13 protein-coding genes are annotated in these 15,283 nt (G+C 39.3%); 9 read left to right on the top strand and 4 right to left on the bottom strand.

Features of this window, described 5'->3' with window-relative positions; all coding sequences use genetic code 11:
• The first annotated feature begins 3 nt into the window (after nt 1-3).
• The 7 genes from LEP1GSC199_RS19585 to LEP1GSC199_RS19555 all read left to right on the top strand — a co-directional run bounded on the left by LEP1GSC199_RS19585 (nt 4) and on the right by LEP1GSC199_RS19555 (nt 9,092).
• Nucleotides 4-1,416 (top strand): FAD-binding oxidoreductase, encoded by a 1,413-nt coding sequence (locus LEP1GSC199_RS19585; protein WP_002990807.1) that lies wholly within the window; start codon nt 4-6, stop codon nt 1,414-1,416.
• Between the two features lie 120 nt (nt 1,417-1,536).
• The gene (locus LEP1GSC199_RS19580; RefSeq protein WP_002991042.1) at nt 1,537-1,866 is read left to right on the top strand and encodes a hypothetical protein; all 330 of its coding nucleotides are present in this window, start codon (nt 1,537-1,539) and stop codon (nt 1,864-1,866) included.
• Between the two features lie 265 nt (nt 1,867-2,131).
• Nucleotides 2,132-2,509, top strand: coding sequence for a hypothetical protein (locus LEP1GSC199_RS19575; RefSeq protein WP_002990661.1), 378 nt, complete (start codon nt 2,132-2,134; stop codon nt 2,507-2,509).
• Between the two features lie 103 nt (nt 2,510-2,612).
• Nucleotides 2,613-4,031: a TolC family protein gene (locus LEP1GSC199_RS19570; protein ID WP_002990896.1), complete on the top strand. Its 1,419-nt coding sequence runs from the start codon at nt 2,613-2,615 to the stop codon at nt 4,029-4,031.
• 1 nt (nt 4,032) lies between these two features.
• The gene (locus LEP1GSC199_RS19565; protein ID WP_002990971.1) at nt 4,033-5,040 is read left to right on the top strand and encodes an efflux RND transporter periplasmic adaptor subunit; all 1,008 of its coding nucleotides are present in this window, start codon (nt 4,033-4,035) and stop codon (nt 5,038-5,040) included.
• Between the two features lies 1 nt (nt 5,041).
• Nucleotides 5,042-5,791 carry a hypothetical protein gene (locus LEP1GSC199_RS19560; RefSeq protein ID WP_002991002.1) on the top strand — a complete coding sequence of 250 codons (750 nt, stop codon included), beginning with the start codon at nt 5,042-5,044 and terminating at the stop codon, nt 5,789-5,791.
• Nucleotides 5,784-9,092, top strand: a complete 3,309-nt coding sequence (locus tag LEP1GSC199_RS19555) for an efflux RND transporter permease subunit (RefSeq protein WP_002990959.1) — start codon at nt 5,784-5,786, stop codon at nt 9,090-9,092. The genes LEP1GSC199_RS19560 and LEP1GSC199_RS19555 overlap by 8 nt, the downstream gene beginning before the upstream one ends.
• Before the next feature lie 94 nt (nt 9,093-9,186).
• Here the strand turns inward: LEP1GSC199_RS19555 and LEP1GSC199_RS19550 are convergent, their stop codons facing one another.
• From LEP1GSC199_RS19550 to LEP1GSC199_RS19540, 3 genes are read right to left on the bottom strand one after another with little or no spacing between them, the layout of a single operon-like run.
• Nucleotides 9,187-10,398: a porin gene (locus LEP1GSC199_RS19550; RefSeq protein ID WP_002990977.1), complete on the bottom strand. Its 1,212-nt coding sequence runs from the start codon at nt 10,396-10,398 to the stop codon at nt 9,187-9,189.
• A 40-nt stretch (nt 10,399-10,438) separates the two neighbouring features.
• Nucleotides 10,439-10,840: a hypothetical protein gene (locus LEP1GSC199_RS19545; protein WP_039927495.1), complete on the bottom strand. Its 402-nt coding sequence runs from the start codon at nt 10,838-10,840 to the stop codon at nt 10,439-10,441.
• 21 nt (nt 10,841-10,861) lie between these two features.
• On the bottom strand, nt 10,862-11,740 hold the full coding sequence (locus LEP1GSC199_RS19540) for a DUF455 family protein (RefSeq protein WP_002990699.1): 879 nt from the start codon (nt 11,738-11,740) through the stop codon (nt 10,862-10,864).
• A gap of 119 nt (nt 11,741-11,859) precedes the next feature.
• Between LEP1GSC199_RS19540 and LEP1GSC199_RS19535 the strand changes: the two genes are divergently transcribed.
• Complete coding sequence (locus tag LEP1GSC199_RS19535) at nt 11,860-12,198, top strand: MGMT family protein (protein WP_002990930.1); 339 nt, start codon at nt 11,860-11,862, stop codon at nt 12,196-12,198.
• A gap of 1 nt (nt 12,199) precedes the next feature.
• A complete protein-coding gene (gene thiD / locus LEP1GSC199_RS19530) occupies nt 12,200-13,000 on the top strand; it encodes a bifunctional hydroxymethylpyrimidine kinase/phosphomethylpyrimidine kinase (RefSeq protein ID WP_002990622.1) in 801 nt (266 codons plus the stop codon).
• Between the two features lie 8 nt (nt 13,001-13,008).
• Here the strand turns inward: thiD and LEP1GSC199_RS19525 are convergent, their stop codons facing one another.
• Nucleotides 13,009-15,072 (bottom strand): sigma-54-dependent Fis family transcriptional regulator, encoded by a 2,064-nt coding sequence (locus tag LEP1GSC199_RS19525; protein ID WP_039927539.1) that lies wholly within the window; start codon nt 15,070-15,072, stop codon nt 13,009-13,011.
• Nucleotides 15,073-15,283: the final 211 nt, after the last annotated feature.

Raw genomic sequence — 15,283 nt, 5'->3', positions numbered from 1 at the left:
AAAATGGATTTTACGAAAACAAAAACTGACTTAGGCCAACTCATTGGCGATAAAAAGGTCATTCAAAAAAATGATGGAACCATGGATGAGGCCTTATTCAATTCTTATGGAACGGATAGAACCAAAGTGTATCCACCCAACTACCAAGTCCTTGTTTTTCCAGAATCAACAGAAGATGTAGCAGCCATAATCACTTACGCTTACAAAAATGAAATTGCTGTGGTTCCTTCTGGGGGACGAACAGGATATGCCGGTGGTGCTGTTGCAAAAAATGGTGAGATTGTTGTTTCTTTATCCAAAATGAACCAAGTGGTTGATTTTGATCCTTTCCTTGGCACCTTACACGTACAAGCTGGTATGATCACAAAAAATCTACACAAAGAAGCCGAAGAACGTGGATTTTATTTTCCCGTGGATTTTGCAGCTACTGGATCTAGTCAGATCGGTGGAAACATTGCCACCAATGCAGGCGGGGTGCGAGTGGTTCATTATGGACTCATCCGGGACTGGGTACTAGGTCTTACTGTTGTGAATGGAAAGGGAGAGGTTTACCGATTCAATGGAGAAATTTTAAAAAATAACACAGGATATGACCTCAAACACTTGTTTATTGGTTCGGAAGGAACACTCGGAATCATCACTGAAGCTGTTGTCAAACTCACAAAACCTCCGAAAGACATTCGTGTCATTTTCCTTGCTGTTCCCGAATACAAAAATATTTTAGAAATCTTTAGAGAAACACATAACTTCGACTTACCTCTATTAGCATTCGAGTTTTTAACCGACTATTGTTTGGATAAAGTGAAAGAACATTTGGGAGTTCCTGATCCATTTCAAGAACCTAGCAAGTATTATGTGCTTATGGAATTTGAAGTGAGTGGAGAAACTGACGAAGAAAAACTTTATTCCATCTTAGAATCCATTACGGAAAAAGAACTAATTACTGATGGGACCATTGCACAGAACTCACGGCAAAACGAAACCTTCTGGAAGTACAGGGAAGGGATTTCTGAATCTTTATCTCTTGCTTACACAGTTCACAAAAATGATATCTCTCTTCCACTTCGCAACATGGAAGCTTTTTTAGATGAGATGACCACTCTACTGACATCGAAGTACCAAGGATTTCATATTGCCCTTTTTGGACATATTGGGGATGGGAACCTCCACCTAAACATAGTTAAACCAAAAGTTCTATCTGATGTGGAATTCTTTACCCAATGCAAAAAAGTGGATCCTGAAATGTTCACCCTCATCCAAAAGTTCAAAGGTTCCATCTCCGCAGAACATGGAATTGGACTTTTGAAAAAGGATTATCTGAATTTTTCTAGGTCCGAATCCGAAATTGACACCATGCGAGCCATCAAATTGGCATTTGACCCGAGAGGGATCCTAAACCCGGGAAAAGTGCTTTAATTCCGAACAAAGGCAGATCCATCCGAAAAATCGGGTCGATCTGCTTATTTTATAAGCATCTTCCAAAAAAATGCTAGATTTTAATCAGATGCCGTCTATACTGTATCTATGTTCAGGAATGTGATAAAAATATTTGGGATTTCCCTACTCACTCTCGCCCTGGGCAGTGCTTTTCTTTCAGAAGAGAATGTACTCGTTCGCACTCGTGGAGCCAAATCCAGCCGAGTGGGAGGAAAGAGCCAACTATCAGGCTCCCTTTCCATCTCGATTAGCAAATCCTCTTCTGAAGAAACTTCAGGTACAAAAGATTTAGAAGATGTACTTACATGGAGTGGGAAAGGTCAGTCTTCCTTTAGGACTTCTCCCCTAACACATAACAATAACCACCATGTTTCTTTTATTTCTGGGCTCCTCGCCTTTCGTTACTTGAGTTTACCTCCACCCGTTTAACTCCTCTCTACCGCTTAAACCTGTGTCCCGTAAGGGACACAGGATGTTTTTATATTCTCAACTTTTCCTATGATTTGTTTCTCATTTGCCAAAGACCATTCGCGACTGTTCCGGGGAATTCCTGACTCTGGGCAGTCTTTTTTTTAAAGATCCTAACGTCTGATGTATTATATTTTAATCATTTCGATCAATCCCTGTGTTTCATTTGAAACATTAGAAGTATTTTAGAATTGAGTACCTGCTTCGAAATGAATGAGTGGATAATATGACGGCAAACTGGTCAACAAAACTGATAGCTTTCCTCTTAACGATAACCATTGGTTTTTCGTTAGACGATACTTCAGACACAGTTTCCGAATATCTGGAAGCAAATCTCCACCAGATCAAAAAAGCCTATTCTGCGTCTTTTGAAACACCAGAAGACACAACAATCGATGATCCTAAAATCGCCGCCATTGACGATTCAGCGACCATAGCTCGTTCCAGAGCAGACTTTTTAGATTTTATTAATGAAAGTAAATCCACTCTTTTGTCGGAATCACTTTTAGTTAGTTATGTTGATTTGATTTCAGAGGGAACATACATTCCCAATTTACTTTCCTCACTTCTTTTGAATATTCCTCCCCCACTTTCTTTCGTTTAATCTACTTCGGCATTCGCTGAATTCAGAAGTATGACCTCTTTCTAAGTGATAGAGCCATACCTATGTTTTCTTTTTCTCACAATCTTTGTATGTTTGGTAATTTATGAGTTTTTATAACAGAATCGGTATCTGCCTCTTTTTTGTGTTTTCTACCTCCTATCTTTGGGGGGAGACTAGAGTAGCACAAGCAAGTGAAGCGCTGAAAAGGCAACTTTCAGATGAAAATCCAAGGTCTTCCTTGGGATCTAGTTTGTATCCTGATGACCAACGGTTTTCTAAAGAAATTAATTTAGAGTCTGCTGAGACACTGCTCTGGAAAAACAATCTTTTACTCATAGCATCTCGGTTTCAAATCGATGTAAAAAAAGCCGGTATTTTACAAGCCGGACTCTATGCAAATCCAAACATAGCCATAGACCAAAGTATATTTGCAGAACCTACTCAACGTTACTTTGATACAACAAGGTCTGGACAATCGGTAATCCAAATCCAACAAGTGTTTTTACTTGGTGGTAAAATTGACAAACGAGTGAAAGTAGCTGAACTCAATGCGAAGATCTCCGAACAAGAGTTTCACGATCTAGCACGTGCAGTGATTACAAAACTACGAAGAACATTTTATACAATATATTTTTATAAAAAGGCAGTTGTATTTTATGATCAAAGTATCGCCTCGATTGAAAAAACAGTAGATTCTTCGGAACTTGCTTACAAAAGACGAGCACTCCTCCAAGCAGAACATTTACGTTTAAAAGCACTTTTGTTTTTCTTAAAAAAAGAAAGAGAAGATTTGGCCATTAGAGTTTTTGAAAAAGAAGCAGATCTAAAAGTCCTTTTGAATGATGATCTATATCGTGATGTTAGAATTGAATTCAGTCCGATTGTGAATGAAACAAACCTAGATTTAATTGTTCCCAATGAAGTACGTTTGGAAGATTTAGTCGAAATCGCTCGTGAAAACCGACCAGATTTAAAAAAAGCCCTACAAACATTACGTTTCGAAGAAGCCAATTTGGAACTTCAATATGCAAATGCCATTCCTGATTTGTCATTTGGTCCTGTTTACAACAGAGGTGGTACTGCATTCCAAAACTATTGGGGAGTCACAGCACAGCTCAGTGTTCCACTCTTTGATAGAAACCAAGGAAATATCCAAGCCGCAGAAAAAGCCATTCTTGTCCGCAAACAAGAGTTAAAGAACAATATCCTCGAAGTGGAAAACGAAGTCGCCGTTGCCTACCAATCTGCACGAATTAAAGACGCACTTTATAAACGTTTTAGCAACGCCTATATCAAAGATTACGGAAGTTTATCTTTAGATATGATTATGAGTTATGAAAAGAAATACATAACCATCTTAGAATTCGCCGACTTCTTTGAAACCTATCGTTCCAGTATTGTGGAGATGTTAAAACTCCAAACGGATCGAATGGAAGCCATTGAAAATGTAAATTATGCTGTGGGTAAAGGAATCTTTATCCCTAAATCCGAAAACCAAACCAATCCTAAATCTGAGGAATAAAATGTTCATCACCTTAAAATCTCTAAACCAAAAGGCAAAAATCCTCCTGATTTCAGGAGTGGTTCTTGTAGTTATTGCAATACTATTTATGGTTTTTTCCAAACCGGCAAAACCTGTTCACAAAGCTCCTGAAAAAGCAGAAGTATTTGATGGTGGCCTTCGCATCGTTTTTAAACCAAATAGCCCAGGACTAGAAATTGTAAAATCAACTGCAATCGGTGGCGGTGGTGAGTTTGTTAGTTTGGAAGCACCTGCAAGACTCATTGCATCCACTTCTCCTTCAGTAAGTAATGGATCTCGAATCATCCTCTTCGAGTCAGCGGAATTAAACGATCTTTACGTAGGTTATATCCATGCAAAAAACAAACTACATAGATCCAATAAAAACCTAAGCCGGATCAAAGATATGTTTGTCCACCGAGTCGCTACAGAAAAAGACTTAGTGGAATCAGAAACAGATTCTGGAAACGATGCAGCAGAACTTGCAGAATTCGAAGGGAAACTGAGAGCACAAGGTTTGAATCCAAGTGAACTCAGTACTGCGGGAAGTTTAAAAGCATGGATCATCACTGACGTTCCTGAATCCCAAATCTCCACCTTACGCAAAGGTAAAAAAGTAAAGGTAGTATTCGCATCCTTCCCTGATGAAGAATTTACGGGAACCGCAGAAGCGATCGGTGATAACGTAGACCCTCTTACAAGAACTGCGAAAATGAGGATCCTCGTTGTAAATGATAAATATAGATTGAAACCGGGTATGTTTGGAGTTGTAAAATTTCCAGAACAAACCGGTGGTGATAGTGTTGTTCTCCCTTATACAGCGATTGTCACGGTTGAAGGTAAAAACTATGTATTCGTAGAAGAACAACCTTTAACATTCAAAAGGCGAGAAGTTGTATTGGGAATTTCTACAAAAGAAAGAGTCAATATTATCGAAGGTTTGACGCCAGGTGAGAAGGTAGCCATCCAAGGTTCCATTCTCTTAAAAGGTTTGAGTTTTGGTTTTTAATATGAAAAAACTGATCCTTTTATTCATTACCGTTTTTTTAATCGCTCCTTCTTTGTTTGCACAATCTTCTCCTTATCCTAAAGATAAAGATGGAAATGAAATCAAACCAGAATGGACACCGACCAAATCAGATCAGTCGGCGTTTGGTGAAGATGAAAAATTAAAAGCTGATAGTTTAGATGCCAAACGACTTCCTAAATCGACAAATTTTTGGGTATATGGTGCATCCATTGGATCGCCAGCGAGTTTGAATTTCAATTTAGGATATTACTTCAAAGATGTCGTATTACGAGGGTCAGGCGGGGCTTGGGGACCTCATTGGTTAGGTGGTCAGGTAGATTTAGGATATACATTCTGGAAAACACCTGTCATTGCCCATAGCATTTCCATTGTAGGTGGGTATTTTGAAGTAAATCCATTCGCACCTGAAGTAGGTCGTGGGGGACAGTCCTCTTATCCGACTGGACTCAATATTCCTGGATACAATCGAAGAGATCCATCGCAAGAAGACTTACTCATTCGTTCCTACGTAAACTCCATTGATAGTAATGTGGGGACTTATTTAGAATACGAAAGCAGGGAAAGACAGAGAGTTCATCTATCCCAACGATACGTCGGTTTGACTTACGACTTCTTACTTGGAAACTTCTTTTTACAAGTAGGTGGTGGAGTTGGACAAGGCGACTACAAAAACCCGCAGTTATTACTACAGATGGGTTACCTCTTCAATACGAGGGAATATCATGATTAAAGATTTTATAGAAACATCACTTAAAAATCGCGTTACCACGCTCATTGCGGCAGCCGTTGCCGTTCTCTTTGGACTATGGGCATGGATAGACATTCGCAAAGAAGCCTATTCCGATATAGCCGACACACAAGTTCGTCTCATTGCAAAATTTCCAGGAAAAGCTGCGGTGGAAGTCGAAGAACGGGTCACTCTCCCCATCGAACGCGTATTAAATGCAATTCCAAAAGTAGCAGTGCGAAGATCCAGGACCATCAATGGTCTGGTTGTATTTCAATTTGTCTTTGAAGATGGAACCGATGATTATTTCGCACGTATGCGACTTATGGAACGTGTTGCCGATGCAGACATTCCTGAAGACGTTCATCCGGCACTTGGACCTATGAGTTCACCCGTTGGTGAGATCTATCGTTATGTAGTGGAATCATCAGAAAACCACACACCGATGGAACTGCGAACCATCCAAGATTGGATTGTAATGCCAAAGATGTTACAAATTCCGGGAATCGCAGATGTTGTAACTTTTGGTGGTCTTCCGAAACAGTACCATGTAGTAACCTCCCCTGACAAATTAATCCGTTTTAAATTGACCATTGGCGATGTGATCAAAGCCATTCAAGAGAACAACTTAAACACTGGAGGAAACTTACTTCTCCAAGGAGAACAAGGTTTCCCAATTCGTTCTCTAGGTGCCATCAGAGATCCTAAACACATTGAAAACATTGTAGTCAAAACAGTAAACGGGGTGCCCGTTTTTATTCGAGACTTAGGTTCTGTTGAAATTTCTCATCCCATCCCCAGTGGGGTCCTAGGTTATACAATTCAAAATGATGAGGAAGGTCTAATCGACGTAGATTCGTCTGTTCAAGGTTTGGTGGCCATGCGCCGTTGGGGAGACCCGAACGAAATGGGAGAAAGGATTCGTGAAAAGGTAAAAGAAATCAACGAAAACTATCTTCCCAAAGGCGTACAACTTCGAAATACTTATGATAGAACAGACTTAGTAAACTATACTCTTCGCACGATTGGTAAAACATTAGTGGAAGGTGTAGTCGTTGTTAGTTTGGTATTGATTTTCTTTATTGGAAGTGTACGTGCCTCCCTTGTCGTGGTTGCAACCATTCCATTTGCGATGTTGTTTGCTTTTTTACTCATGAATATGACGGGTATTCCAGCCAGTTTACTTTCGTTAGGCGCAATCGACTTTGGTATCATTGTCGATGGGGCCGTCATCATGGTAGAAAATATCATGAGGCGATACCGGGATGCAACTCCCGAAGAAAAATCACATGGAATCTTAGCATTTACACGGGACGCAGCATCGGAAGTAGGAACAGAAATCCTATTTTCGATTTTAATCATCATTTTAGCATACCTCCCGATTTTCTCTTTTGAAAGGATTGAAGGTCGTCTGTTCAAACCGATGGCTTTTACCATCTCCTTTGCGATCTTAGGTGCGTTAATTTTTGCGATGGCAGTGATTCCTGTACTCATGTCCATCATCTACAAAACTTATTTTGAATCAAAAAATCCGGGACCTATTGAATGGCATAACCCGGTTTATGATTGGATTGAAGTACGTTACAAACGAATCATCGAGTTCATTGTAAATAGATCAAAAAAGGCAGTGAAATATACATTCAGTGTAGTGACCATTTTTCTCGCCATTGGTATGTTTTCACTTGGAACTGAATTCCTTCCTGAGATGGACGAAGGTGGATTTAACATTCGGATCTTCTTTCCAGTAGGTATTTCATTACCGGAAGCAAGAAAGTTCATGCCAAAAATCCGCCAAACTGTTTATAAAAATGAACAAGTGAGTGCGGTGATTTCTCAGTTAGGTAGAAACGATGATGGAACCGATCCACTTCCACCAAACCGATTAGAGGTTCTGATTGGTTTGAAAGATTATAGTAAATGGAAAGAAAAAATAACCAAACAAGAGTTACTCATGAGGATGAGAAATGATTTAGAAGCAACACTTCCAGGTGCCCGAGTCAGTTTTTCTCAGCCAATTATGGACAATCTTTCGGAAGCCATTATGGGTACCATTGCCGATTTAGCTGTTTTTGTTTCTGGTAACGATTTAAAAATCATGCGAGGGATCGGAAACGAAGTCCTCGAAGAAATCAAGGAAATGAAAGGAGCCAGTGAATTCGGTATTGAACAAGAAGCAGAAAGCCCTCAGCTAACCATTAATATCAATAGGGAAGCCGCTGCACGATTTGGAATCAACGTCATTGACATCCAACAGATGATTGAAGCTGCCATAGGAATGCAACGAGTGAGCACCCTATACGAAGGCCCTTCTGATATTCCTCCAAAAACTCCGGCGCGATTTGGGATTGTAGTTCGATTTTCGAAAGAATACCGTGCATCCAAACAAGCTATCGAAAACATGCCGATCATTTCACCGAAAGGAGAAAGGATTCCTTTATCACAATTGGCTGATATTGAAGTGATTGATGGACCTACAATGATTTTCCGACAAGAGGGTCGCCGAGTTGTCACCGTTCGGACGAATATCCGCGGTCGTGACCAAGGAGGATTTGTTTCTGAACTTCAAAAAAGAGTGAAGAAAAAAATCAAACTTCCTGATGGATACGAAATCCGATTCGGAGGACAATACGAGAACCTATCACGTGTTGGAAAAAAGTTAGCGCTTGTTATACCAATCACTATTCTCATTATTTTTGGTGTCCTCTATATGTTGTATAGAAACCTCAAGTATGTATACGTGGCATTGGCTTGTATACCACTCTCACTCCTTGGAGGAATCTACGCACTTTTAATGAGAGGTTATTACTTCAACGTTTCCGGGGGTGTGGGTTTTATTTCACTCTTTGGAATTGCAACAATGGCAGGCGTACTCTTCGTTTCCAGAACCAACCACTTATTAATCGAGGAACCGGACATTACCACAAAGGCCGCTGTGAAAAAAGCTGCCGTAATCCAGTTGCGTCCCATGCTTATGACCATGTTACTTGCGTTACTTGGTCTAATCCCAGCAACTCTAGGAACAGGTGTGGGTTCTGACGTTCAAAGACCACTTGCTACTGTAATTGTAGGTGGATTGTTCTCTGCAATGTGTCTAGTACTTACCATCCTCCCTTCTCTCTACTTAGTGGTTGTGGGTGAAAGAAAACCAAATGCAAAGGAGCTAGAAGAGATGAGCCATAAAAAACATATCCCTTTCCTTGACTTTGTCACTGAACTCAGTGAAGAACCTTTGGAAGAAGATGATGACGAAGATGAAGCCCCAAGGAAAAAGAAAAAACCGGCAAAGAAAAAAAAGAAAACCTAAAGCCTTCTAATCAATAAAGAAACTAAACGTTTGCCATTCTCCTATCTTAACCTCCAGACCAGTATAGTGGTTTGGAGGTTTTTTCTTAAAACCACTAATACCTAACAGAAGCTGCCACAACAAACAAACGTTCTACGCGAATTTGTTTATTTTTATCAGTTTCAAAAACAGGATCCATGGATTCCCTTTGGATCACTTCAAAACGAATCAGTCCAGGATTCCATTGTAATAAATCAAACGTGAATGTGTAACCATTTGTCATAAATCCATTCCGCGTATAAGTAGTAGCCATCACCTGTTTTGGGTCATAAAATCGTTCCACGCGGAAACTCAAACGATACAAATCCTCATACCGAAAACTTGTCCAAAAAGTTCCATGATACCACTGGTTGTATACACTAGATTCCCTATTGGTATAGATTCCAAGTGTTGGATTGATTTCTTTCCACCAAGGTTCGTATTGGAATGATTCTTTTGCTTTTTGTGCTCCAACATCGCCGGAAACAGCAAATGACAACCAATCCAAGGCCTTCCATTCTAAAATTGTATTATTATAAACTCTGGTTTGTTTACGTTCATAATCGGGAGCTTCATTTCCAACAAATTGATTTGCTGTAATGGTAAAATTAGGTGTTAGTAAAAACTTAAACTGAGTTCCGAGAGATTTATCTTTGTTTTGATCGGTAATGTTTTGCCAACCATTCATCACATGAAATTGGAATTGAAATTTGTCCGTGAACTTAGTTGTGAGGCGAACCCCAGACGAATAATAGGGAACGTAATCTAGAGCCAAAGCCCGAGTATAATTCCAGTTATCTGAAGAAATCCATGATTCATGTCCGATATGTCCAAAATAGATCCCCGCATCGACCCAAGTATCTTTTGCCAACTTAAAACCAACATAGGCCTCTTGAATGTGTTTGACTGAATTTTGATTGGAACTGACATCCCTACTCGCTTCAGCAGCATAATTTGTGTTTACCGATGTTCCAAACTGAAAAGCCAACCGTCCTCTAATTTTCTCTTCCTGCCATTTGGCATCCACAAACCCTAAGTTGATATTAAACTCATCATTACGCACTGCTTGCGTTGTGTATTGGCGTTCTTTTGATCTAGGATGATTGGCGTTATGAGAGTAATAAGTATCCACAAAGGCACCAAACTTCAAACTTGCGGGAAGTATATTTTGGATTGGCGCAGCTGGCTCTGTTGTCTGCGGTTTTGTTTCCTCCGCATTCAAAATAGAGAAAGAAAAGAACAATCCAAATAGTAGGATTGGAAATTTGAAATTATGGATTTTTCTCATGAGAATCCGTTCCCGTACAAACAGGAACGGAAGAATTAATTTACTTTTTTAATAACGCTTTGATTTCCTTAGGAAATCCGAGCAGGTCTTCTGGTATAGGAATTAGTTTTTTTCTATATTTGGCTTTGTATTCTTTTTTAAACTTTGTATGGCATGACTTACAAGTCTCATCTGGTTTTCCCACTGCCAACTTAGCATCAATGATTTCCTTCCATTCTGCCTTTTGGTCATCGGGTGCCATATCTGGTACCTTTTCTAATATTTTGTTGAGATAGTCTGCATTATCTTTCTTGTCATACAACTTTGTGGCCGGTTTTGTATAGTCTTCCATAAAATCATGAAGATTCATTTCTACAGAAACATCGGCTTTTTTTTCCGCATTCAGTATAACTCCGAGTGCTGACAAAAACAATAATAAACTCAACATCATTCTCAATTTCATAATCACCTTCCCTTATAAATCTTAAAGGTTTGGGAGATGAGAATCAAGTCTGTTTTTTCTAAGTATGGTCTCTCCAAGTCCGAATTTTTTTACAGATTCCAAATTCACTCGCCCAGTATATTCATCTTCGTAATTTCCAAGAGACTGGATAAAGTCTGAATCCATTCCGGCAAGTGATCTTGTTTCTGGAAGGTAAAGGTATCCCTTGGCACGTCTAGGAGTAAAAGGAAATTGAATGAGTGAACGGTAATGATCCCAATGGTTCGTGTTTTCTGGAAGAGAACGTTCAAAGGCACGAAGTCCTCTTTTCACATGTTTCACTTCGTCTTCAAATATAGTAAGCATGATATCGGATGTTAGCTGATCACCAAAATAAGAAAAAACTTGAGCATACACTTGTGCATAATCTAAGTTTGCCCCTTCAAAAGAAATTGACATAACCGCCGAAAAAGATTCTAAACTTCCAAATTGCCCTAACTGTTTCCAAAATATATAATTCAAAGGAATGTCACCAAAATCGATTCCAAACTCTCTCATCCGTTGCAAATACAATTTCAAATGAGTTTGTTCTTCTTCGATTGTTTTCAAAAATCCATTGCGGATGGATTTAGGTGCCGAAGGAAAAGCAAGTAAAGCCCAAGCAAATAACTCAATTGCCATAAGTTCATGATTGGCAAAATGATGGAGGCTTAGACCCCGGTTGGATTCTAAATTAAGATGTTCCAAACGAGGGATTTTTACTTTTTTATCGGAAAACTGAAGTCTGGTTGAACGTCCTGGTGTTTCGATCCGAAGAGCAGTAAACTCCGTTTCCTCCTCCCATTGGCGACTTGGAGACAAAAGTTTATCTTCTAAGTTTGGAGCAAGTAACAAATGTTTTGCGTATTCGGAGATTTTCATTTCAATGATGACTTTTATATAAAAATTTATAAAAGAAAGTGGATTCAGCTTACCATTTTTATTGCACTAAATTGCTGAATCCGCTTAAATTAAATAATTAGGATATAAATCCAAATTCAATGGACACAGCCAAAACTAAAAGTACGAATTTTTACGATTCTGTTTATGCGGTCGTAAAAAAGATCCCCAAGGGAAAGGTAACTACTTATGGACACATTGCTTTACTTCTGGGAAGTCCCAGAGCCGCAAGGGCCGTAGGATATGCTTTGAACGCACTCAAAAAAGAAATGGAACAAAAAATCCCCTGGCAACGAGTGATCAATGCCCAAGGTAGAATTTCGTTTCGAGGTGATGGTATCCGTGCTTCTTTGCAGAAAAAAATCCTACAATCAGAAGGTGTTATCTTTGATTTAAACGAGGATCGCTTAAATTTTGACAAGTACGGATGGTTTCCATAATATGAAAAAAAATTTCCCCATTACCTTAACAATTGCTGGTTCCGATTCAGGTGGTGGTGCTGGTGTCCAAGCGGATCTAAAAACATTTTCATCTCTCGCTTCTTTTGGAACGACTGTCTTTACTTGTTTAACTGCTCAAAATCCCGATGGAGTGAGCGATATTTTTGAAATTTCTCCAAACTTTGTTTCCGCACAACTAAAAGCAGTAGTAGGATACTTTCCTATCAAAGCAGCAAAAACGGGAATGTTATATTCGGCAAATATCATACAAACTGTTGCCGATTTTTTTTCCGAAAACCCTGACATACAACTGGTCCTTGACCCGGTGATGGTTGCCACAAGTGGTGCCAAACTTTTAAAAGATGATGCAATTCAATCTTTAACCAAAGATCTTTTACCATTAGCAAAATTAATCACACCTAACTTAGATGAGGCGTCACTACTTCTCGGTGAAAAAATTCAGCAATATGACCAATTGGTTCCTATGGCAGAAAAATTATTTCAAAAATACAAAGTTCCTGTTCTTTTAAAGGGAGGACATTTACCAAACGCAACGGAAGCCACTGATGTTTTGTTCGATGGCAAATCGTCTTATATTTTTTCCAAACCATTCTTAAAAGACAAAAATACCCACGGCACTGGCTGCACCTACTCCGCTGCGATTACGTCCTTCCTTGCTCATGGAAAAAACTTACCCGAAGCCGTTGGTTCTGCGAAAGAATACCTTCACCTAACATTAGAAGATGAAATACGGACTGGTCCAATTCATCATTTGAATCATTTTCCAGAACCAACCAACTGAAATTAATCCTAATATTCGATATTCAGTTCTTTGATTTTTTTATCCAAGGTGTTTCGATTGATTCCTAAAAACTTGGCGACACGAGTTTTGGTATAACGGAACTTTTTCATTGCATATTGGATGAGTCGGGATTCTACTTCGCTCACAACAATTTCCATAGCACGACCGTCTAGACCATCTAATTGCCCTGATGTCAATCGTCCCGATCCCAAATCCAAAGGTTCCGCACCAGGTGTGGTTTCCACATGATTGAGTTGAGTCACTTCTGTAGTGTTTTCTGGTAAATCTTCCAAACTTGCTAAAATATCAGAGAAATCTTCCTCGCTGAGTATCTCGTCCTGAGCAAGAACCACTGCCCTTTCAATGACATTTTCCAACTCACGAACGTTACCTGGCCAACGGTATTTTAAAAGGAGTTTAGATGCCTCCCGAGAAATGCCCTTGATTAATTTATTATTGTCTTTCGTGTATTTTTCCAAAAAGTGATTCATGAGGAGTGGGATGTCTTCCACTCGATCACGTAACGGTGGTGTGTTGATCTTTACAACATTCAATCGATAAAAAAGGTCGGCTCTGAATTTTTTCTCAGAAACCAATTGTTCCAATTCAGCATTGGTTGCTGCAATGATTCTTACATCTACTTTTTTGGCCTTCACAGAACCAATCGCTTCAATCTCTCGCTCTTGCAAAACACGAAGCAATTTAGATTGTAGGTTTAAATCCATTTCACCTATTTCATCTAGAAAAATAGTCCCGGTATCTGCTAATTCAAACTTTCCTTTTTTATCAGTAACCGCACCGGTAAAGGATCCTTTTTTGTGACCAAAAAGTTCACTTTCCAGTAAGTTTTCAGGAATTGCCGCACAGTTGATTTTGATAAATGGATTTTCAGAACGCGAACTATTGTAATGAATTGCATTGGCAATCATCTCTTTTCCTGTTCCCGATTCTCCTGTGATTAAAACCGATGCTCTTGAATCCGCAACCAGTTGGATTTTTTCAAACATTTTCTCCATACTCGCAGCTTTTCCAATGAGCGATCCAAACTTATATTTATTTTTTAGTTCTCTTTTGAGTTGAATATTTTCACGAGAAATTTCTTTTTTTGCTTCTTCAACTAAATTTTGGATTTTGATCGATTGAGAGATAATGGATGCAACCACTTGCAAAAAGTCTAAATAAGATTTTAAATCCGTATGTTTGTTTTGAACAATAAATGCATTCACAACACCTAACATGGTTTGCTCACTTAGAATTGGTGCACACAACAAACTCACATTATGTGGATCATGTTTAAAATGCGAAAGATATCCTACTCGGTTTAAAAAATCTGGATGACTTGCGACAGACTCAATGATGATCGGTTCCCCAGATTCATATACTTTTCCAGTAATACCTTCACCTGGTTGGTAACTTCCTTTATCAATTTCTTCTGGAGAAAGACCCGATGCCGCAACGATGCGAAGTAGCCCTTCTTCTTTATTAAATAATACAATACTCCCTTTTTCCAAACGAAGGGATTTTTCCATAGTGACCATGATGGAATCAAAAACCTCATTCTGGTCTAATGTGGAACTAACCACTTTGGAAATCTCAATGAGTGTTGCTTGGATTTTAGTCCTTTGTTCTAAACTGCGAATGGTTTGAAGGTTTTTGAAAATTTGTCCGGCTTGGTTTGCAAGAACACTTACAATTTCTAACATCTCCGCCGTAAAAGCATTCAGACGGTTTGAGTCAAGTGAGATGACACCAATGATATCGTCTTCCACAATCATGGGGGCAACTAACTCTGATTTTATTTCTTCTTTAACCTGAATATAGTCTGGATCTTTTGAAACATCGTTAACAAGTTTTGCTTTCCCCGTAGAGGCAGCCATTCCTGTAATCCCTTGCCCAATTTTGAGTTTGGTTTCGCGAAGCAGTTGTTGGTTCATCCCACGAGAGGTGACCGCATCCAGAACCCCATGTTTTTCATCGATGAGCATCAGGGATCCTGACTCCACACCGCAGATTTGGATGCATCGATCCAAAATAAGTTCAAGAAGCCCGTCCGGGTCTTGGGTGGAATTCATAGCGGTTGCTACTTCATGGATGGATTGGATGGGATTAAATTTTTTCACGCTCATAGTTCTTGCTCTTTAGTATTACGCTCTGCCTCGAAAGAATACAGAAGGACCTTGCTGGTGACCAAAACAGTATGCCTATTTTTTGAACAAATAAACCATTTTTTAATCATAATTACCGACATCCTTCCGATTTCTGCAGAAAAAACAACTTTTGCTT

The organism is Leptospira vanthielii serovar Holland str. Waz Holland = ATCC 700522 (genome assembly GCF_000332455.1).
GTDB lineage: Bacteria > Spirochaetota > Leptospiria > Leptospirales > Leptospiraceae > Leptospira_A > Leptospira_A vanthielii.
Note: the sequence above shows the minus strand (reverse complement) of the source record. Positions and strands in the feature narration are given on the sequence as shown.